Below are 19,675 nucleotides of genomic sequence, written 5' to 3' on the forward strand. Positions count from 1 at the left end.
AAATTTCTCTCTAAAAAGGATCGAATAGGCCCTAGATGTATTCAGCCCCACCAACCAGTCGCTATATGAACGAGCTTGTGCGGCATAATAATAACATTCTGTTTCCTTTGCATCCCTTAGATTTTCAAATGCTTCCCTAATTGCATCTTGTGCCATTGAAGAACACCAGAACCGCTTCATCGGTTTCTTATTGACTCCTGCCATTTTAATAATTAATCGAGCAATTAACTCTCCCTCATCCCCTGAATCCGTTGCGATGATAATTTCATCTGCTGACTTTAATTTTTCTTTAGCTACATTAAAATAAGACGCTTTCTTTTCAACTACTTTATGTTCAAATCGTTCTGGAATCATAGGTAGCGTTTCTAAATTCCATTTCGCCCATGCTTCGTGATACATTTCTGGTGATTTCAATTCACATAAATGACCACTTGCCCAAACAATTACAGCCCCTTCAGGAAAAGTTTCGCATGGGTAAATTTCAATATGTGTGTTTTTATCCTCATGCTCATAACAAGCGCCATATGCTCTTCCTTGATCCGCTTTTTCACATAAAATTGCAATCATACTATTTTCATCCTTTCACTTTCTATTTGTGATTAACTTGTTAATTCTAAAACCGTTTCAAAATCAATATCATGCGTTGCAATCCGTATATTTCTTTCTGTACAATAATCAATCAGAATACGGCTGATTTCTTCTGATGGAACATCATTATATTTTCCCTTCGCTTGCACCAAAGACCACCGTCCCCTTCCGTTACAACGAAATTCTAAGCAATGTGTGACTTTCTCTTGTGCTTTCTCTTCCATTACCACAATGTATACATCCTTATGGATTGCTTCTCGTGCATACGAACCGACACATATGTTTAATTTTGTTCCCACTTCTATTAAATGATGGTTGCTGGTTGCTAATAGAAAACGATATTCACTTGTTTCTGTTTCCAATTTCAGCTTTTCTTCCTTTTCGTACTGTATTTCCTCGTATGCGTATTCTACTTTACTTAGATCACTCGCCAGTACATTGTGTAATGTTTCTAAATCATACAATTTTGGTACTTCATACATCGGCATCTCTTCCTGTAACATTTCCATCATTCGCACGATATCTCTCATATAGTCGAATACACAATCTTCATCATTCCTTTTTACCTGTTGTATGATTGCTTTTGCAAACCTTTTTTCACTTTTGAAATGCTGTTTCATCTGTTCGAATCCTTGTAAATAATTCGGATGCAGTTGCCCGATTAAATCTTCAATCGGCAGATTGTAAGAATTGATTGCTTCAGGGATTCTTGCTAAGTTTTCTAGCATATATTGTTTTACATCCACATTCTCAATGAGATGGACAATATGTTTGTACAGCACCCATACACAGGGATTTTCAAATAAAAGGTTTCGTTCTTTCTTTGATACTTTCTTATCGAATAACCATTCTACAAGTTCTGATTGCTTATATGGCAACTGGGCTAACTGCTCTCTCTTATATTTGTTATCTCTTACCTGAAATCTAAAGATTGAATATTCCGTGAATTCTAATGGTAACAACATTAATTGCGGATATCGTAACAGAATGGGAAAATGCATCACGCTGAGCTTGGAGTATTCTGAAAACCATGTTGGAAAGATCGTCTGCAACAAGGACCGATAAGCTTCCGTTTGTTCTATATACTGTAAATGCTCTGCAAGCAGTTTCCATGTAAATGAACATGCTCCAAATGTGATATTCGCAATCCGATTCTTCTTGGGGTTCTGACTTTTGCGAATCAAATAGGTTTGTTTCGTTTGCTTATTATGAGTAATATTGTATCGATATACTGCCGAGATTTTTCTCATTTTCATTTTCCCAAAATCAAATTTCAAAATGTGATGATAAAACGCACAACTATATGTAATCTTATGTGTATTATCAAACACCTTTGTGTAAATAGGACTGATATAGGTCGCTCGCTCATATTTCTGAGTTGTTCTTTTTTTGCAAATCGAGCAATAGTACTTGTATTTCTCTTGAAATATTCGAATGTAGGCAGGTGAAAATTCCTTACATTCTTTACAGTACACCAAAGAAACTGGTTTCTCTTCCAAAAAAATATCGTAGGAATTCATATAAAAACTTTCCTTAAAAGGATTCTTATAAATGATTTCCACCGTATCCTCTCCTCCTTACTAACAAATTTCTTTCCTTTGTGGGCGTTGTCCCTTTGATATCCTCATACCCTTTTTCTTCGATTTTCGGATTTGCTCTCCCATGTACTCCAAAACACGAGCGGTTATTTTTTCTGGAAAGAATCCTTGTCGTTCTAACAGAATATTTTCTATCACCCACGCTTTTCTGGTGTAATACTCATATTCTTCACCCGTTTCATCTGCTGTTTCTTGTAAGGTACATTCTTCTTTAGATGCTTTGTTGAGTAACTGTAAACCGTAATACGTTTGGCTGCGTGCTTCTCTGACTTCTTTTAATAAGAGATACAAATCAAATGTGTGTAATTGTTTCAGCACCTCTACAGGCTCATTTGCCTGTTCAAGAAAAACATTTTGTTGCATCTTATAAAATTCAAAACGTTGTTCATTTTGACAAAGCTGTAAAATCCCTGAATGTGAACTTCTCATTTTCGCCCCACAGAATGTACATGTTTCTTCCACAATACCGTTTGTGTCAATTTTTACTTCTGTACCACAATAAGCACAACTTGCGTTCATCATCTATTACACTACCCTTCATTTTGTATTGATTCGATTTCCATGTATTACCTTGAAATCATTATACACCTAACTACATGTAGTTACAAGTAGTTGAAAGCAGTTAATTTAATTTATATAATTACACTAAAGAGGTGATTATGATGGAAAACAGAGGGCTTAAAAACCGTAAAACCCTTTCTAATGCTATTGAGACAAAATTATGGTATGATCTAGATAATTTAGCTAAAGATACTCGAATTAATAAGTCAAAGCTATTAGATGAAGCTGTTAGTGATTTACTAAAGAAATATGGGAACCCTACAAAGAAATAATAAGTAGGGTTTTATTTAATTTTGACGTAATCCTTTTTCTTACTAACATCTCTATTTCTATATAACTTGATTGAATCACGGATTTTAAGACTCAATATCCAAGTTACATTGATTGCTAAAGCAATCAGGAACATGTATAAAGCAAATAGTATATTATTCATTTCACACTCCGCCCCCCCATTAATCCCCGAAAGTCAAAGCATTCATTTCTTCTTCAAATTCTGTAATTTCCTCAAGATCATCATCATATTCTTCAGCTTCAGAATCATTTTTGACTGCTTCTATAGTAGAAGTTGCGGCTGCTTTTTTCAAAATGTCATCTAATTTGTTACCCATCGATGCTTTGATTTCTTTTATTTCAACCTGTTTTTTCTCTTCTGGAGAAATCCGAACCATTTCTTTTTCTTCTGCTTCAGAAACCTCTATATCACTTAATTTTGATTTTTTATTTTCAGCTTTTTCAAGCTCTTTTGCCATTTTAGGAATCAATGTACGAGCCTTTTCAACCACTGCTAATTGTTGTTGTTCTTTTGTAATTTTCTTTTCACTTTCAACTTCTCGTGGTTTTCCTTCCTTTATTACTTTCCCATCTTCATGTTGCAAATCAGCTTCTTTTTTAGCCTGTAGTTCTTCAAATTCACGTATTTTAGCTTCTAAGGTTGCTTTTGATTCAAAATCTTGCTTGATTGGGAATAATTCGCGTTTTCTGAAATAACGTTTCCCTTTAATAATTTCTCCCTCTTTATCTTTATAAAGCTCAAATTGGAATGTTTTTGTTCCCTTAAAAGGAGGAGTATTATCAGTACTTACCAAGACTTGATTTTCTTCTAATCCTTTAATTTCATTCGGATCAATTAATCTTCGTTTTACATTTTGAACAGATACACTGCTCGTTGTACCATGATTACCTGTATTTGTTGACCTAGACTCATTTTCAACGGTTGCTTCTCCTAATGTTTTTGAAATATAGTCTGCCGTTTCATATTCTGCTGCTTTCAATATCACTTTTGTAGAACAGACTCCTAAAATAGAGTGCAATCCATTTTTTCCATATAAGTCTTCAAATTGTGATAAATTCTGTACAATTGGTATAGCTGAAATACCATATCCACGACACAAGCTTAAATAATTTACGAACTTAGGTAATTTCCCTAAATTGGCCACTTCATCAAGTATCTCTTTAAGAGGAATATATAATTTTGAGCCATTTTCATCTCCCACACGAAACAATTCTGAATGTAATTGTGAGATAAACAAGTTTATCAGACCAGTCCAAGTACTATCTAATGGGTCAAGAATTAGATATACAATCATTTTCTTTCTTCCTAAATCCCCCAAAAAGAAATCACTTCTTCTTGTAAATCTGCGAACTGTTTCACTTGTAAAGTCTGCAAGAGTTGTCAAAAGTGTAATAATGATACCGGAACGAACTTTATCTTCAGATTTTTTATACCCCATTTCATAAGAAACTCTAGCCGGATGGTCATACGGAAGAGATAAAAATAAACGATCTAACTCAGCTTCATCTTCTCCTTCCGCTATCCTAGAATCAAAATTTCTTAAGACATCTATAACTCCTTCCATATTTCTTTTTAATGGGTGTAAATCGTTTACAACATATAAAATTAATGCTTTTAGCAAGGCCACTTGCGAAAGGTGCCAAATACTCCCTTTATCGTTATTATTTTCGCCAGTTCTACTTTCAACTATCTTATTGGCAACTACCGTTGCATCTGTTTCTTTTCGTACATAATCCAATGGGTTATAACAATTTGAAAGAAACATATCTATAAAGTTAATAACTTTTACTACAAACCCCTGCTTTTCTTTAATCACAGATGTATTTTCAAAAACTTCTCCTTTTACATCTGAAACAAAAATACTTGCTTGTGTTTCGTGAATAACATTTGTGTATACAATACTTTGAGTCTTATATGATCCGGAACCACCTATAACGAATACATTCGAATTTCCCAGTTTGCTATCACGATGTTGAATAACAGGAGAACCTTCAAAATGTGTAATAACATTCCCCATTCTATCTGTAAATTCTTCAAAAACCATATTGGAATATTCCCGAACATATTCTGGAGACAGAGGAATATAAGACTCCAGTGTTTCCTCATCTACATCATGTAAAGGTATTCGGTTTGTTCCCCCATTTTTTTGATAGTACAAATACCTTTTCGGTAAATTCTTAAATTGTCTGTTTAAAAAACCTTCTCTTTCCTCCTCAGAAACTTCTAATGCTTCCTCTTGAATACGTTTAACCAAAAACTTTTCAGTTTCTTGAAATTCTAAAGATTTATTTTTTATCTTTTTAACAATATTCATATCTGGTTCAATTTCCCCTTGTTGAACCAACTCTTTATGCTTATCTACTTGTTTTTTCAATTCAAAGGAACGATTCAAGTCATCCATAAATATTGTCTTTTTCATCTTCTTGGAAAAATATCTCACATTAAATATCTGGCGAGGTGTAGCCCACTTTGCGGAACCCAATGACTTATTTTTTGATATCTTGTATTCACTGTCATCTTCGCTTCTAGCCTTAAAGAGAATATAAATTCCTAATAAAAGAACAAATCCTTGTGCAGCCTTAAAGGGCATCTGTTTCCATGCTATTTGTACTAAATTAATAGGGTCTTGTATCAATTCTGTTAAATGTGTGAGCCAATTTTGTGGATCATGAATTGTAGTAGGAACAAGAGCAAATATTACAGCCAAGCATGAATCCACTAGCAATAAAAGAAAACCAATTAAAAGGATTACAACAAAATGTCTAGCCATTAGATTTCTCCTTTCTTAATCTTTTCAATATCAGCTTGAATCGGTGCAACTTCTGCCCCTTTCTGTTCTGGTGACTTCCCAGGATCATTATTAATTTTTTCAATATCTTTATTTTTCACAGCAATCATTACATCTTTATTCTTCGCTTGTTTCCCAACCTCAAATGCCTTTCCGAAATCATCTTTTACAAAATGAGCATATGCAACAATTCCTAATCTGCGGTTATCCATCTTCACATCTTTTTCCAATTCCAAAACACGATTCATATCTTTTTTCAAATTTGCTTGTTCGAACTGTACCGTTGCATCCTTAGAATCTAATTGTGCAATTGCTTCAGTATCTTTATTTTTAATGAATGCTTCAAGCACTCTTGAAACTGAAGTTAGTTCAATCGCTTTTTTATAATCTTTTGTTCCCATATATGCTTGATACAACAATTCTTTTTCTTCTTTACTCATATCTTTAATTTTTGAAGCCGTTTGAATCATCTTTTTATAATCTTGCTTGTATTGATATCTATACATTGTTAACAAGTGCTCCGTCTGATCTAGCTGCTGTTCTGCCTTAGCAACATGTGGTTTTTGAAGCATTGACCCTAATTGAAAACTTCCAAAAAAGATTCCTACTGCACATAAGGATGTCGCCCCGATTGTCATCCATTTCTTTTGTAATGAGTTTTCCGAACCCTTCTTTTCAATTTTCGCTACATAAGACTCTTGTAACCTTTCACGTTCTCGTGTAACAGCAATTTGAATGTCATTGTATGATTTGGCTTCTAATACGCTCCTAAGGAAATCTGAAGCTTCTTCAAGCACTTTACCAAATCCTTGTTGTTTTATTTGTTGGAATGAATATTTTGTATACAGATATGCAATCAAACACTTCGTATGATATAGATACAAATGTTGTTCATGCATTGGATTCATTAAACCAGAAATCCCTTGATATAGAAATTTAATTTCTTGTGATGATGCAACATATAAATTTTCTGGTGTTACGAAAGTAATAAACTCACTATTTTCTAAACCCTGAATCTCTAACAATTGTTCTACTAAAGCAAGTTTTGGTAATGCACCTAGTTTCTTTGTACGTACAAATGGTACGAATCCTTCATCAACATGATATTTGAATGTAATGTATTGATTATCCATTTCGATTTCTTTACAATGGAAAAATAAAGGCTTTTCTGTCTTTATATGAGCGAGTTCAGCTACTTGTTCAACTTTTGTCATGAGAGAAGGGATACGGTACGTCGCATCTCTTCCCTCAAATTCGATTGTTCCCTCTAAAAACATTTGTGATTTAGCCATTTTAACGTCCCCCTTTTAAAATGAATTTCGCCATTGCAACTTTCCCCATCGATCCGGCTGCACCAATCATTGCTTTCCCTGAACCTGTGCTATATAAAAATTGTCTCAAATATGTTGGCCCTGAAATCAGTACTAAACATAATCCCATTCCAAGTGCTATAAACTGAAGTTTTAATGTGGCAAAACAATTTACAATCAAATAAAGAAGTACGACCTGTATTACTTGTGTAAATACCACTGCAAGCATTTCGCGCCACCATACCGGAAATGCATTCATTTCATTGTTTACTAAACTAATTGCTGCAATCGGAGAAGTTGCTACTAAGAATGTGAACTCTCCCATACGTTTTAAAGCTTGAAATGCAATTACAAGGAATAAAATAACAAATGCTAGTGAGAATATTGCGATAAATGCAACTGCACTTTGCGGATTCAATCCCATTATTTTGGCTAATTCTGAATCTGGTGAACCTGTTGTTAACCACTTCCCTATTGCGCTATTCTCAAAATCGATACCTTTATTTGTGAAGTATTTACAAATTCCTTCGCACAGCTGTAATAATTTTTCAATAACCCATGGAAGAACTGCTATTAATACCATCGCTTGAATAAGTGATGCCATCTTTTCTTTCACATATGTTCGATCACCTGTTACATTTACCAGAATCATCCCTTGAAGGATATGAAATATCATAAACGCTATTGCTAAAAATACTGCCAGCCATTTAAAGAATCCTACCACAGTATCTACAGTGGGATTTTGATAAGTCTGTGGATCTAGTAAAAACCAATTAATCCACTTTAAAACTGATTCCCCAGCCCCTTTTGTAATATCTGTCAACAGTTCAGTAAAGCTTTTAGTTGCTGCCCCTACTACTGCATTTGTGGCTGTATCGACAGGATGTAAAACTGCATTAGCTACATTACCCGCTGTATCAACTACTGCACCGCCTACCTCTTTTGCTTTGTCTACTATACCTGTTGTCGCGTCAGTTACCTTGTCAAAGATATCCTTTGGATTCGGCATACTTATCATCCTCCTTATCTAATTTGCACAACCTTTGCATCTGGTACATGCATAAATTTCAATGAACCATCCTCTTTTTGTAATCCAACAGAAAATACCATTTCATTTTGTTTTGTTGTTATTTGAATTCCAATTACATAGGCGTTGTTTTCTTTGCTAAATACTACTTTTTGAATTTGGATATCTTTAAGTTTTAAATCTAACATTGAGTTTTCGCCATTTCCGACAAAAGAATATATTTTAAGATTTTCATAATACTTAGCGATATCTTGCGGTGAATACTGTTTTAGAGCTTCTTTAGAATACAATTCCTTAATTTTTTCATGTAAACTATTGTGCTGTTTTTCAGCTTCTTGGCCCGTTAAATTTTTCTCATTGAATAAGTGAAAAAAGTCTAATGTAATTTTTTTTGCTTTTTCAATTTCCTCATTTTCATTACTGGAAATTCCATCTGTTTTTGTACCTGCCGTTTCAAGGTCTTTTGTGTTCGGATCTTGTTGTTTTTGTTGTGGTTGTTGTGTAGAAGGTTTTTCTTGATGAGTTGCTTGTTGCTGTGAAGTTGTAGTTTGGTTTACTTGGGTTACTTTAGATGGTTTTTCCTCTTTCCCAAATATCATGACAATTGCAATTGCTACAGTTAAAATTCCCACCGTTCCCCATAAAAATAGTGTTGATTTGTTAATTTTCATTTTTTACTCCCCCTTGTATGATGACGATTGGGAAACAACATTTGTTTCATCAACTAAATATTTATGTTGTTTCTTGTCATATACTAGTTTACATTCTAAAAAGATTTTAGAAGAGGAACTTTGATTATTTATTTTCATTTCGTTATCAAATATAATCAATCCATTTCCTGTCTCTCCATCTTTGCTTGGTGTAAAGTAAATTTTCTTATCTTTCACTTTAGACTCATATAAAATGTTTTTTGGTAAAGTCGGAAACCCTTCTTTTGTACTGGAAGGATTCATTGATTTAATACCATTCTCAGTTCCAAATTCTTTTGCACGTTCATAACGATCATCTTTTATTGACGAATATTCAAAGGCTGCTGTTACAAAACCATCTAGCGTTGCTTGCCCTTCATTCACATTACTAAGAGAAGTATCATTAATTCTTTTCTTTTCTACCATATTGTTTAATTTAGAGACTTCTTTGTTCGCTTGTTCCAATTGAGTTGAAGCTTTAAAGTTTGTATAGCTTAGTACACCAGTTGCAATAAGCAAGACAACAATTAAGATGTTTTTAAATATATTCATACGAATCTCCCTTCTTTTCTTATCTACTCTCTAGAAATCTCTATTGCATGCCGATAAGCATTTTTTAAAAAATTGATGAAAAAAATTATACTATTGATAAGGAGTAGTATTAGTAAGATATTAAAAAAGATATTTTCTCTAAAAGGTGAGGGATAATCGATTATGGCTAGAGTATATAAAACTAAAAGTATGCAAAGGTTTTTGATCATTTTATAAAAATATATTTTTTTATGGTTATTTTTATATAGATTCATATGAAACCTCCCTTCTATCCTTTTATATTCCTATTGTGTAATCCGTCCTCCACCGTAATAATGCTTTGCCCAATATGCTGAAAATACATCATCAATTTTCACGCCTGAATCATTTGAATTAATCATCTTCCCATTACCTATATACATACCAACGTGTGTTACGGTCTTTCCAACATAAGTTCCGGAAAAGAAGACTAAATCCCCCGGTAACAGTTGTTCTGGACTTACACGAGCTGTAGCATAATATTGCTCTTCAGCCGTCCTTGGAAGTTTAATTCCAACTTGCCTAAAGTTCCACTGCATTAATCCGCTACAATCAAAACCTGGTGGAGTTGCTCCACCCCAAACGTACGCCTGACCTAAGAACTGTGCCATGCTACCATACACTTGGTTTGCATCAAATATTTGGCCGCCTGCCCCTCCAAGAACAACATTCCCCTGATTCGCGGGATCAGGTGTCATTTTAGATAGAATTTTTTCAACATAGCGAAAATCGCCATAACAGGCTCCAACCTTAGTACGGTAATTATTCGGATCTCTTCCTTGACAACTATATATCCCTGAACTTTTACTTCTGGAGTACTCAATGGCTAAATCTTGGCTATATACACCGCCTTTCCCAAAAATATAATCTATAAAATCCGACCCGAAATTATAGCCCTGAAGGGCTAATTTAGCATCACCTTTCGCCTTAATTAAGGCTGCTCTAAATTCTTGAACACCTGCCCAAATACTGTATATAGGATCAGTAATACAATTCATGTCTTTACAATATTTTGTGTTAAATGGCCCCTCAGATGATTGCATTGGGTCTAGCCCTCGTCCTCCTGATTCCGCATCCATTTGAGCAAGCATTAATTCAACATAATCAGCCACGCCAAATTCTTGTGCATATTGTCGAACTACTGGTTCCCATTTTCTAACTTCAGGTGCTACATTTGCTTTACCACCTTTTCCATCCCCACTAAAGGGGATGGAAGGGCTTTGCTGTCCACCAATACCAGCAATGACAAAGAATATAATCCCAAAGAACCCTAGAATAACAGCTACGAGTTTTTTCCAATTACGTGCAAGGAATCCACCTACGCGAATAACTGTGACTGCACCCATTAACCAACACCACGCTTCAATTCTTGAATATCGTAATTCGGAATCACTTTTGCATTCTTTCCGTATACCTTTTCATATCGCGCTTCATCAAACAATCTCATTTCTTCTTGCGTTTGTACGACTTCCATATGCACACGCTTGGTTCCAATACAGTAAATTCCTTTAGCACGAGTTTTTCTTCTCAAAATATCTAACTCTTTTGATGATAATTGAATACCACCTTTTGTAACTAAATCTTGCAATCCACGTTCTTCCAAGCCTAAAATGAACTTAGTATATGAGTTTTCAATAATGGCTGCACCGTAGTTACGTTTTCCATCGTTAGCACTTAAATAATCTTCAATTTGTTGTGTTGCTACGGTTGCACCACCTTTATATTTCCGTATCCGTTTATAGATTTGATAAACGAACTTCATCAAAAGCGGTTCGTCTGGATCTGCTACCACGTGACATTCATCAATTGTTAATCGTTTTAATCGCTTCTTATCTCTTGTAATTTCATCCCAAAGGAATGTAATTACGTTATACATCGCTGTTTTCTTTAAATCTGATCCATCTTCTAAATGCTTTAAATCGAATGAAATTAAGTCATTTGTTAAATCCACATTTGTGTGTCCATTAAACAAATTAGAGTTTGAACCAGTTACGTATGTTTCAAAAATCAATTTGAAATCTCGTAGTATATGAGCTTCTTCTTCTGAAAGATTTTCTATTTCCTTAAACATATCTGTGAAAGTAGGGAAATCTGTTGATTTCAGATTTCTAAGGTCTGTTGTATGCGTAATATGTGCCGGACAATTCTCGTATGTTTTTAACAATAGTTTTTCTAATAACGCTTCTTCTACTTGGGATAATCCTTTCTTTATTGTACGGAAGAGTAATTTCAATCTTTGTATCTTCTGGGCCAACAATGAAGCCATAAATGTTTCAACTTCACTCTCATCTTCAAACCCTTCACTGTCTGTAATCTCTGCATTTAATATTTCTAAAGGGTTAATGACTGTTTTAGACATATTAGAAAGCTTGATAACTGTACCACCTAAACCCTTTACAATTGGAGTGAATTCACCCTCTGGGTCAATAATGTAGTTAATAATTCCTAAACTCCAATGACGAAGTATATCAGATGTTAAGGCTGTTGTTTTTCCTGTTCCACTAAACCCTGCGATAAATTCATTATGATTAAGTAGCTTGAAGTGATCCACTAAAACCAAACTACCTGTTGTTATATTAATTCCTTTAATAATGGCTGTATCAGATTGCATAAAGATTTCAGAGTCATCGAATGGGAAAAAACTAGATAAAGCTTCAGCGTCCATATCTCTTCTTGTAACTTCAGGTACTTCATTTTGTTTAATAGGTAAAGTGGAACGAAATGCTTCATGAGAACGATGACGCATTTCAGTTCCTTTTAATTTTGCTCTCCTTACAACTCTCATGACTTGTGATTTTAGTTTTTCAAGCTGTTTCAAACTTTGTGCTTGTATATGGAGATACAAATAAACTGCAAATACTTCATCTCGATCACTATCAATTAATTTATCTAAAAGGCGTTCAGCATTCTTTTTTTCTGCCTGTGATTCACGTTTTTTCACTTCATCTGCATTTACTGCACGAGAACCCAGTTCAGGAATTGCTATGTTTAAGTGCTTAACCATATCTTCACTAGATTTTCTTTCTACATGAAGCGAGATAGAAAGGTTCCCCTTAAATCTTCTTAATTGGGACATCCAATTTCCAAAAACATGTTTAGGATAATCTTTAATACCGATTGTTAATGAATAGTTCCCCCCAAGCTGCATATATTCTTCTTTTTCATCGATAACATCCGGTGCAAGTAAATCCTTAAATGTCACTAATTCTTTTTCCTGAAAAACTTCTTGGGACTTTGTCTGCTTATTCTGCTTTTTCTTATCCAATAGATTCAATATAGCCATCCTGCATCATCTCCTTCCCTTTTACTTGCCCTCGGATAATTTGAGGAACTTTAGTATCTTGTAAAGAATCATGTACAGCATCAATGTAGTTATAGAAAATTTGTAACAACGCAAGTAATTGACCATTAGAGAGCATGTGACATTCTAGATTCATATCTTGACCTAGCATTGAAATGATTTGATCTTGCATCTCTTTTCCTCGCTGACGAAGTTCTTGCAAGGCTTCTTGATATGAGATATCGTCGTCTCCTTCTATTTTTTGATCGATGATTACATAATGTTCTTTTTTAACAACATCTTTAACAACTTGTTGCTCATTTGCGAATTGAGCGTAACTTGCTTGTAAACGTTTTTTAAACTGGTTAGGTTCACTTTCATGTTTTCCGACCAAAAAGTGAGTATAATTTCGTAAATTAACAGGTTGGGCGATATTTTCAAATTGTAGGTCTTCTTCTTGTGCTGCGAGGAAATTTTCGAATGATTCAAATACGTACGCTTGTTCATCAATGGACATTAAATCTAAGTTAATAGCACTTACCCAAAATACCATTACAAGTTTCTTATGCTTAGTGATGATTACATTATCTCGAATGTCTTCTACTGCAAGTGATTCTTGTGCGCTCAATTCCTTTTCTTTCTCTTTATCTTTTTGACGATTCACCAAAAAGTTCTGTATGAACTTTAGCACTTCACTTCACCTTCTTCCTATAATAAAAACGCTTTTGTCTTTTTCTAAAGTTGAAATACCATCTAATATGTTCATAAGCCGGTATATCTCGTCTTATGGGCCTTATTACAACTAAAGCCAAGGTAAGCACAGGAAGTATAAAATCTATAGGAAGCTGTATCCACCATGGTGCTCCAAGAAAAAAAAGTAATATTCCTAACAAGATACTAGGTAAGAAGAAACGCAAATCTGTCACATACATGCCCCACATTTGCGTTTTTGAATCGATAAACATTGGAATGTAAAATTCTTTTCCTTTTCGTGATTCATCCCCTAATAAAATTTTCCCTAAAACTCGTTTGATAGCGGCTTCTAAATTATAGTCATTCATAGAAACTCACCACATTAGTATCCAAGTAAGCCTTTAATCCAGTAAATAATACCGCCAATCGTTAAAGCTAATCCTTCTAGGATAACTAGATATTGTAATTTCCCTTTTAATTCAGCACGATCATGTGATTCTTTTTTGGACATATAGCTAATAATTAGGAACAAAGCATTTGCTATACAATAAGCTGTAGCAATCCCGACCCCGACCCCAATAATCGCTGTCAGTACCTTAGAAATAACAGCTTGTGGATCAATTGCTCCTTCTGCTGATGCTGCACTCGGAACTAATAACGCAAACATTGCCACCCAGAACGCAACTTGCTTTTTGGAATGTTTAAAACGCTTAAATAATTTCATTTGATTTCCTCCCTTTGATTAGATGGGAAGAGTCGTTTTACGCTCTTCCCATAATTTATAAGGTCTAGTTTTCTAGTCGTCTATGCTTCTGATAATTCAATTAGTTATGTTTTTTGCGTAATCTCAGTGCATAAAACGCTCCTGCAAGAACAATACACGCAACTCCAATCCACACATATATTGGATTTTCTTGTTTACCACCTGTTGTTGGAAGTGTTTCTGTTGCTCTTTTCGGTTGTTCTTTTGGTTGTTCTGGTTGTTTTTCAATTTGTTGTGGTTTTTCTGGTGTCGGCACAGGCTTTTCGATAACCTGCTCTGGTTGTGGTTTCTCTGGTTGTGGTTTTGTAGGTTGTTCTGGCTGTGGTGTTTCTGGTGTTGGTGGAACTTCTTTCTTTTTATCTTGTACAGTGTGTTTAATGATTTCTCCATCTTCCTTGATTTCAAAAGAGAATGTTTCTTCATTAATCAAGTAGCCTTCTGGTGCAAATGTTTCCTTGTACGTATATTTTCCGTAAGGTAATTTTTCGAATTTCGCAATTCCTTCTTCATTCGTTTTACCTTTTACAACTTCTTGACCTTGCTCGTTATAAATTGTGAACTCTGCATTTGGAAGCTTATTATTTCCGTCCGCAACATCCACTTTTGTGATTTCCAAGATGCCTTCGATTTTTTTGTCTTCTACAACATGTTTAATGATCTGGCCGTCTTCTTTAATTTCAAAAGAGAATGTTTCTTCATTAATCAAGTAGCCTTCTGGTGCAAGTGTTTCCTTGTACGTATATTTTCCATAAGGTAATTTTTCGAATTTCGCAATTCCTTCTTCATTTGTTTTACCTTTTACAACTTCTTGACCTTGCTCGTTATAAATTGTGAACTCTGCATTTGGAAGCTTATTATTTCCGTCCGCAACATCCACTTTTGTGATTTCCAACGACCCTTTAATTTGATTGTTTTTTGCGACTAACTCAATTGTCTTTCCATTCTCTGTGATGCTAAAAGGAATTGGCTCTTTTACAAGAATATAACCATTTGGAGAAGCTTTTTCGATGAACTGATACTTTCCAAATGTTAGGTTATCAATTTTGATTAAACCGTTTTTATCCGTTTTATGTTCACTGATTTGTTTTCCTTTTTCATCTGCAAGGATAAATACGGCACCTTCAAGTTTCTTTTCACCATCCTGGTCTACTTTTAAAAGCTGTACATTTCCTTTCACTTGCTGATTCTGCACTTCAAAAGTAAGTGTTTTATTATGCTCTTTAATTTCGAATGGATATTTTGTTTTATTTAGTAAATAACCATCTAATCCCTTACTTTCTTGGAAATAATACTTTCCATACGTAAGGCCACTCACTTTAGCAATTCCGTTTTTATCAGTTACTACTTTTGCAACTGCCTTACCATCTTCTTTAAATACTGTAAATTCAACACCTGTAAGAACTTTTCCACTATCGCTCACTTTCTTTATTTCGATGTTTCCTTTTACAGTTTCGTTTTTTAATTGAATTGTTGCTGTTTCACCTGTTTTAATTTCTATAGTTTGAGGATTCGGATTTAACACATGACCCTCTGGTGCTTTTACTTCTTTCACAGTATAAGTACCAATTGCAAGATTAGATAATGCCGCTGTTCCGTTCTCGCCAGTTGTAATTGTTCCTACAGATTCATTATTTGCATTGAAAACTTCAAATACAGCACCTTTTAAAGCTTCATTGTTGTCTCCTACTTTTTTCACTTGTAAAGAGCCTAAAGCTTCCCAATTAACAGCTAAATCAGCACTTACTTTTTCTTCATTTCGTTCTAATAGAACCGTTGCATCTTGAATTGTTTCTGTACCTTTATATGCGATTGCTTGTAACTTATTTAAATTAGAAGCAACCTTTAAACTAAATTCACCAGTTTTAGTATTTTTTGGAATCAAGATGCGAAACTTTTCCCCTAAACCAAACTGATCTTTAGCTTCTCCATTTTCGTTAACGATTTTGACGCCTGAAGGCGCATTGTTTGTTTGAACTTTAAATGAGCCGTTTTTCGCATTACTTTCAACTACATATAAGTTAGTTTCAAAGAAATCTCCTTTTAATGTAGCTTTTTGTTGTTCTGCCGGAATTACATTCATCGTAATATCTTGTGTATCTTGACTGTGATCCGCTGCGTAGATAATTGCTTTTGCCGCTTTCTCTACATTAGCATTATGATGCTTTAATTCTGATATTGATAATTGACCCAACGCATTCCAAATTGCTAATTGTGTGCTATAATGCGCTTCTTGCCAATTTGAAACTCCTAATTGTTCTGGGCTTTTTTGAGGATATCCATTTAGTAAGACACGATAAACGATATCATCGGTTTTCCCCTTTTCAGGTAAATCCTGCCCATTAGGTGAATGTAAGCCATATGTTAAACAATAAGCAATTTGACCGCTTGCATTTTTTAAAAGTTCTGTACGAATGTCTTTTCCATATTGCGCTGAATAACTCCAATCCAATTGATACTTTTCACGGTTAATAACTTCAGCACTTGCTTTTCCTAATGGAAATAAAAAACTCGTAATCATTAGCATGATACTTGCTAAGATCAATAGTGGTCGAAAGTATCGCGAAACTTGCATTTCAACATCTCCCTTTTCAATTGTCAAAGAACTGAATTTTCTGATTTCAACTATTATAAAGTTAGTTTGTTATACTGTGAGTGATTATATTTTAGTCTTTTAGCCGAATTTAATTTACAATACACATTAGAAGGAATATTAACTACATAGTTGTAATCAATACATGAGGTTGTTATTATTCTGCGATGAATACTGCACAATAGTAAGTTGGTTTAAATAAATTTTCAATTGGTACTCCAAGGAAGTCCGCCATCTTTTTTGCCTTATTAGCTTTTAGACTTCTTCTTCCAGTTTCTACATCATATAAAGTGCCAACTGGAATTTTAACGCCTTTCGAAAGTTCCTTAATTGTAAGTTCCTTTGATTCTCTGTATTCTCGTATCATTGTTTTACATTCTTGAGACGCTTTCAAGTTTTTCACCCCCTTGCCTTAATTACATTCTATTCGGCTTTGAGCCGAAAGTCAACACGTTACGTATTATTTTTTAAAAATTTAATACGAATAAAGTTAGAAGGAGCTAAAAATCATGTTTGGACAAAGATTAAGGGAATTAAGAAGTAAAAAAAACATCAGTGCAACTGCTCTTGGTAAAGTGTTGGGCATTGCTCAAACAACTGTTTCAAATTGGGAAAATTCAGGTTATGAACCAAATTATGAAATGCTGGTAAAAATTTCACGTTTTTTTGGTGTATCAGTTGATTATTTAGTTGGAAATGATGATGATACTAACAAAAATGAAATAAGTAGGTTAGCAAAAGAACTATATGAGGATCTTAACGAACTGCCAGAAGATGAACGTCAAGATATAGAAAAGGGCTTATTAGAATACTTAGAATTCCTTGGTTACAAAGCAAAAAAAACAAAGAAATAGATTCTTTGCTTTTTAATTTGCTTTTTTTCTTAGGTTAGATCTCAAGTTTTTATTTTCTTTAATGTAGGTTTGTATCTTACTGTGTAATTCTACGTAATTGCTTGTTTGTGACAACACTGATACTAAGAAATCATAATCAACTTGTTTACATATATTTTTCTTTTTCATTAAACAGCCACTCTCCTACAAGGTATATTTTTATATAAGTGGAACGAAACTTTATGCTATAGCAACAAATGTTCCACTCCTTAAATGACAAATGACACTACAGTTTTTTGTAGTGTCATTTTTTTTACATTATTGTCAGCCGGCCCCACCACCGGGATCGACCATCATATATTGAATAAATTTAGCAATACTTCCTTGCATAGGGAGCATTGCTAATGCTGTTATTGTAATTAGTAAATAAGTTTTTTTTACCCATCTTTTCACTTGTACCACCCCTACTTCAATTTTAACACATTTTTGGGAAGTTCTGCATAGAACAAGTCGTTATTTCTTTCAAACGCAAGTAATGCTTCTCTCATTAAATTCATATCATCTCTTGCAAGTGCTTGAATAAAAATTTGAAGTGGTGTAAGAAAACCGTTTTTCTGTTTGATTCCTTCAATAAGGTTATTAGCTTGTTCTTTTAGCCCTTTTTTGACATACTTGTATGCAAGTTCTGCCGGATTTTTTGGGTTTATATTATCAAGATTTTTTTCAAAATGTATGTTAAGAAAGTCTAAAGTTGTTTGTATCATTTGTTTTTTCTTTAACATTTTCTTATTATTTGGGGACGTCACAAGTTGTAATCCTTTATCCAAGTAGTATTTGGATAATTCATAGTCCGTTAATATATATGTCTCACCCATGATACAGTATGCTGTTGCTTTTGGAATTAAAGAAACCCTTCCTTGTCTAGCGATCATTTCATTACATAGTTCCCTTGCTTTTTCAAGCTCATTATTTCTATGAAAACTTGTAGCAAGCAATTCCATAGTTCGTAATTTATAAGAAGAACGTAAAAATGGATTTTTTAAATTTTCAATTTGTGGTAATAATTCATTTGTATATTCACTTACTAGATTATAATTTCTATAATCAAAAAAAGCATAGATTAGTGAAAAATCCATTGGAATTTTACTAATGTCTTCCGTACTCTTCTTTTGTTCCATTTTCTTTTTTACTGTTTTTAAATAAGTCTGTGGATTTGTATTATCAGCATTTCTTAGATGAAGCAACTCATAAGCACTAGCAAATTTACGATTCAGTATATTGTTAGATTCTTTTTCTTTATCAATTAAATACTGTAACACTTCTAACTCTCCACACATATCTAAATATTCAAAGGCAACCCTCAAATTCACCTTACGTTTTGCTTCTTCACAATATTTCAAGACTTCCGTTTTCCTAAAATTATAGTCATGTGGATATAGCATGTTCAATATTTCAGTATAAACATAGAAATCGAATTCTCTTTTCCCTGTAAATGACTCATTTACTTTGGAATGACTGATATCGAACATTGCCGCGAGCTGTCTATTAGTAATACCTTTATCACTCAGATCTTTATGAATTTTCTCTAGAATCATGGTATACTTTTCACATCCTCCCGAAACGCTACTATATACAAATATATAAAAACTTGTATATTTGTAGAATATTCTGTAAATACATTCTACCAGAAATTAGTGAAACTTTCGTTCCAATATGCATTTTTACATATTTCTATATAATTTTCTAAATTTTCAGTTATTTTTAAATGCTATATAAACCAACTTCTAACCTATTACTAGTTGATATTTCAAAAAAGTATGTGTAAAATAGTTCTCAAAGACATCATAGATTAATGACATAAAAACATTTTAATTAACAATTATTTCAACTTAAAATAAAAAAAATAAAAACCCCACCGCACAGTTTTTAATTGGTCTCTAGGTCGGCAAACTTCGAACCAATTAAAAACTCCCAAACAACGAGGTTTTTAAATTCACATAAAAATATATGTTTTTTTATTTAATATCATTCTTGATATTAAAATTATACCATAACACATATACAATGTGAATATAAAACCTCTGTTTTTCCTG

At 33.7% G+C, this 19,675-nt stretch carries 19 protein-coding genes; 2 read left to right on the top strand and 17 right to left on the bottom strand.

Annotated elements, in window-relative coordinates:
* The 3 genes from QCI47_RS29750 to QCI47_RS29760 all read right to left on the bottom strand — a co-directional run.
* The coding region (locus QCI47_RS29750; RefSeq protein WP_353812046.1) for a toprim domain-containing protein at positions 1 to 567 on the bottom strand (567 nt) is incomplete at its 3' end.
* Between the two features lie 32 nt (positions 568 to 599).
* A complete protein-coding gene (locus QCI47_RS29755; RefSeq protein WP_353812047.1) occupies positions 600 to 1,919 on the bottom strand; it encodes a PcfJ domain-containing protein in 1,320 nt (439 codons plus the stop codon).
* A 249-nt stretch (positions 1,920 to 2,168) separates the two neighbouring features.
* On the bottom strand, positions 2,169 to 2,708 hold the full coding sequence (locus QCI47_RS29760) for a hypothetical protein (protein ID WP_353812048.1): 540 nt from the start codon (positions 2,706 to 2,708) through the stop codon (positions 2,169 to 2,171).
* A 137-nt stretch (positions 2,709 to 2,845) separates the two neighbouring features.
* Between QCI47_RS29760 and QCI47_RS29765 the strand changes: the two genes are divergently transcribed.
* Positions 2,846 to 3,019: a ribbon-helix-helix domain-containing protein gene (locus tag QCI47_RS29765; RefSeq protein ID WP_353812049.1), complete on the top strand. Its 174-nt coding sequence runs from the start codon at positions 2,846 to 2,848 to the stop codon at positions 3,017 to 3,019.
* A 180-nt stretch (positions 3,020 to 3,199) separates the two neighbouring features.
* On the opposite strand, the gene QCI47_RS29770 is transcribed toward QCI47_RS29765, so the two are convergent.
* The 12 genes from QCI47_RS29770 to QCI47_RS29825 all read right to left on the bottom strand — a co-directional run bounded on the left by QCI47_RS29770 (position 3,200) and on the right by QCI47_RS29825 (position 17,143).
* Positions 3,200 to 5,809 carry a VirD4-like conjugal transfer protein, CD1115 family gene (locus tag QCI47_RS29770; RefSeq protein WP_353812050.1) on the bottom strand — a complete coding sequence of 870 codons (2,610 nt, stop codon included), beginning with the start codon at positions 5,807 to 5,809 and terminating at the stop codon, positions 3,200 to 3,202.
* Positions 5,809 to 7,119 carry a type VII secretion protein EssB/YukC gene (locus tag QCI47_RS29775; protein ID WP_353812051.1) on the bottom strand — a complete coding sequence of 437 codons (1,311 nt, stop codon included), beginning with the start codon at positions 7,117 to 7,119 and terminating at the stop codon, positions 5,809 to 5,811. Before QCI47_RS29775 ends, QCI47_RS29770 begins: the two co-directional genes overlap by 1 nt.
* 1 nt (position 7,120) lies before the next feature.
* Positions 7,121 to 8,146, bottom strand: a complete 1,026-nt coding sequence (locus QCI47_RS29780; protein ID WP_353812052.1) for a conjugal transfer protein TrbL family protein — start codon at positions 8,144 to 8,146, stop codon at positions 7,121 to 7,123.
* Between the two features lie 14 nt (positions 8,147 to 8,160).
* A complete protein-coding gene (locus tag QCI47_RS29785; protein ID WP_353812053.1) occupies positions 8,161 to 8,835 on the bottom strand; it encodes a hypothetical protein in 675 nt (224 codons plus the stop codon).
* 3 nt (positions 8,836 to 8,838) lie between these two features.
* Complete coding sequence (locus QCI47_RS29790; protein ID WP_353812054.1) at positions 8,839 to 9,405, bottom strand: hypothetical protein; 567 nt, start codon at positions 9,403 to 9,405, stop codon at positions 8,839 to 8,841.
* A gap of 284 nt (positions 9,406 to 9,689) precedes the next feature.
* Positions 9,690 to 10,769, bottom strand: coding sequence for a bifunctional lytic transglycosylase/C40 family peptidase (locus QCI47_RS29795; RefSeq protein WP_353812055.1), 1,080 nt, complete (start codon positions 10,767 to 10,769; stop codon positions 9,690 to 9,692).
* Complete coding sequence (locus QCI47_RS29800) at positions 10,769 to 12,706, bottom strand: VirB4 family type IV secretion system protein (RefSeq protein ID WP_069356829.1); 1,938 nt, start codon at positions 12,704 to 12,706, stop codon at positions 10,769 to 10,771. The genes QCI47_RS29795 and QCI47_RS29800 overlap by 1 nt, the downstream gene beginning before the upstream one ends.
* Positions 12,681 to 13,367: a hypothetical protein gene (locus QCI47_RS29805; RefSeq protein WP_327990216.1), complete on the bottom strand. Its 687-nt coding sequence runs from the start codon at positions 13,365 to 13,367 to the stop codon at positions 12,681 to 12,683. The genes QCI47_RS29800 and QCI47_RS29805 overlap by 26 nt, the downstream gene beginning before the upstream one ends.
* A 28-nt stretch (positions 13,368 to 13,395) precedes the next feature.
* Complete coding sequence (locus tag QCI47_RS29810; RefSeq protein ID WP_002170075.1) at positions 13,396 to 13,764, bottom strand: hypothetical protein; 369 nt, start codon at positions 13,762 to 13,764, stop codon at positions 13,396 to 13,398.
* A gap of 14 nt (positions 13,765 to 13,778) precedes the next feature.
* Positions 13,779 to 14,120, bottom strand: coding sequence for a TrbC/VirB2 family protein (locus QCI47_RS29815; protein WP_002192128.1), 342 nt, complete (start codon positions 14,118 to 14,120; stop codon positions 13,779 to 13,781).
* A 100-nt stretch (positions 14,121 to 14,220) separates the two neighbouring features.
* On the bottom strand, positions 14,221 to 16,731 hold the full coding sequence (locus tag QCI47_RS29820; protein WP_353812056.1) for a SpaA isopeptide-forming pilin-related protein: 2,511 nt from the start codon (positions 16,729 to 16,731) through the stop codon (positions 14,221 to 14,223).
* 175 nt (positions 16,732 to 16,906) lie between these two features.
* Positions 16,907 to 17,143, bottom strand: coding sequence for a helix-turn-helix domain-containing protein (locus QCI47_RS29825; protein WP_353812057.1), 237 nt, complete (start codon positions 17,141 to 17,143; stop codon positions 16,907 to 16,909).
* Positions 17,144 to 17,258: 115 nt separating this feature from the next.
* On the opposite strand from QCI47_RS29825, the gene QCI47_RS29830 reads away from it, so the two are divergent.
* Positions 17,259 to 17,603: a helix-turn-helix domain-containing protein gene (locus QCI47_RS29830; protein WP_353812058.1), complete on the top strand. Its 345-nt coding sequence runs from the start codon at positions 17,259 to 17,261 to the stop codon at positions 17,601 to 17,603.
* A 303-nt stretch (positions 17,604 to 17,906) separates the two neighbouring features.
* On the opposite strand, the gene QCI47_RS29835 is transcribed toward QCI47_RS29830, so the two are convergent.
* Entirely contained in the window at positions 17,907 to 18,035 is a 129-nt protein-coding gene (locus QCI47_RS29835; protein WP_353812059.1) for a hypothetical protein, read from the bottom strand.
* An 11-nt stretch (positions 18,036 to 18,046) separates the two neighbouring features.
* A complete protein-coding gene (locus tag QCI47_RS29840; protein WP_353812060.1) occupies positions 18,047 to 19,177 on the bottom strand; it encodes an AimR family lysis-lysogeny pheromone receptor in 1,131 nt (376 codons plus the stop codon).
* Positions 19,178 to 19,675: the final 498 nt, after the last annotated feature.

The sequence above is a fragment of the Bacillus cereus group sp. RP29 genome, from assembly GCF_040459765.1.
Classification (GTDB): Bacteria; Bacillota; Bacilli; order Bacillales; family Bacillaceae_G; genus Bacillus_A; species Bacillus_A paranthracis.

Bases quoted from the DNA above. Each gene is read 5' to 3' on its own strand.
- QCI47_RS29770 (WP_353812050.1), bottom strand. From the start codon at position 5,809: ATGGCTAGACATTTTGTTGTAATCCTTTTAATTGGTTTTCTTTTATTG.
- QCI47_RS29780 (WP_353812052.1), bottom strand. From the start codon at position 8,146: ATGCCGAATCCAAAGGATATCTTTGACAAGGTAACTGACGCGACAACA.
- QCI47_RS29785 (WP_353812053.1), bottom strand. From the start codon at position 8,835: ATGAAAATTAACAAATCAACACTATTTTTATGGGGAACGGTGGGAATT.
- QCI47_RS29840 (WP_353812060.1), bottom strand. From the start codon at position 19,177: ATGATTCTAGAGAAAATTCATAAAGATCTGAGTGATAAAGGTATTACT.
- QCI47_RS29760 (WP_353812048.1), bottom strand. From the start codon at position 2,708: ATGATGAACGCAAGTTGTGCTTATTGTGGTACAGAAGTAAAAATTGAC.
- QCI47_RS29815 (WP_002192128.1), bottom strand. From the start codon at position 14,120: ATGAAATTATTTAAGCGTTTTAAACATTCCAAAAAGCAAGTTGCGTTC.
- QCI47_RS29765 (WP_353812049.1), top strand. From the start codon at position 2,846: ATGATGGAAAACAGAGGGCTTAAAAACCGTAAAACCCTTTCTAATGCT.
- QCI47_RS29800 (WP_069356829.1), bottom strand. From the start codon at position 12,706: ATGGCTATATTGAATCTATTGGATAAGAAAAAGCAGAATAAGCAGACA.
- QCI47_RS29820 (WP_353812056.1), bottom strand. From the start codon at position 16,731: ATGCAAGTTTCGCGATACTTTCGACCACTATTGATCTTAGCAAGTATC.
- QCI47_RS29810 (WP_002170075.1), bottom strand. From the start codon at position 13,764: ATGAATGACTATAATTTAGAAGCCGCTATCAAACGAGTTTTAGGGAAA.
- QCI47_RS29775 (WP_353812051.1), bottom strand. From the start codon at position 7,119: ATGGCTAAATCACAAATGTTTTTAGAGGGAACAATCGAATTTGAGGGA.
- QCI47_RS29790 (WP_353812054.1), bottom strand. From the start codon at position 9,405: ATGAATATATTTAAAAACATCTTAATTGTTGTCTTGCTTATTGCAACT.
- QCI47_RS29830 (WP_353812058.1), top strand. From the start codon at position 17,259: ATGTTTGGACAAAGATTAAGGGAATTAAGAAGTAAAAAAAACATCAGT.
- QCI47_RS29795 (WP_353812055.1), bottom strand. From the start codon at position 10,769: ATGGGTGCAGTCACAGTTATTCGCGTAGGTGGATTCCTTGCACGTAAT.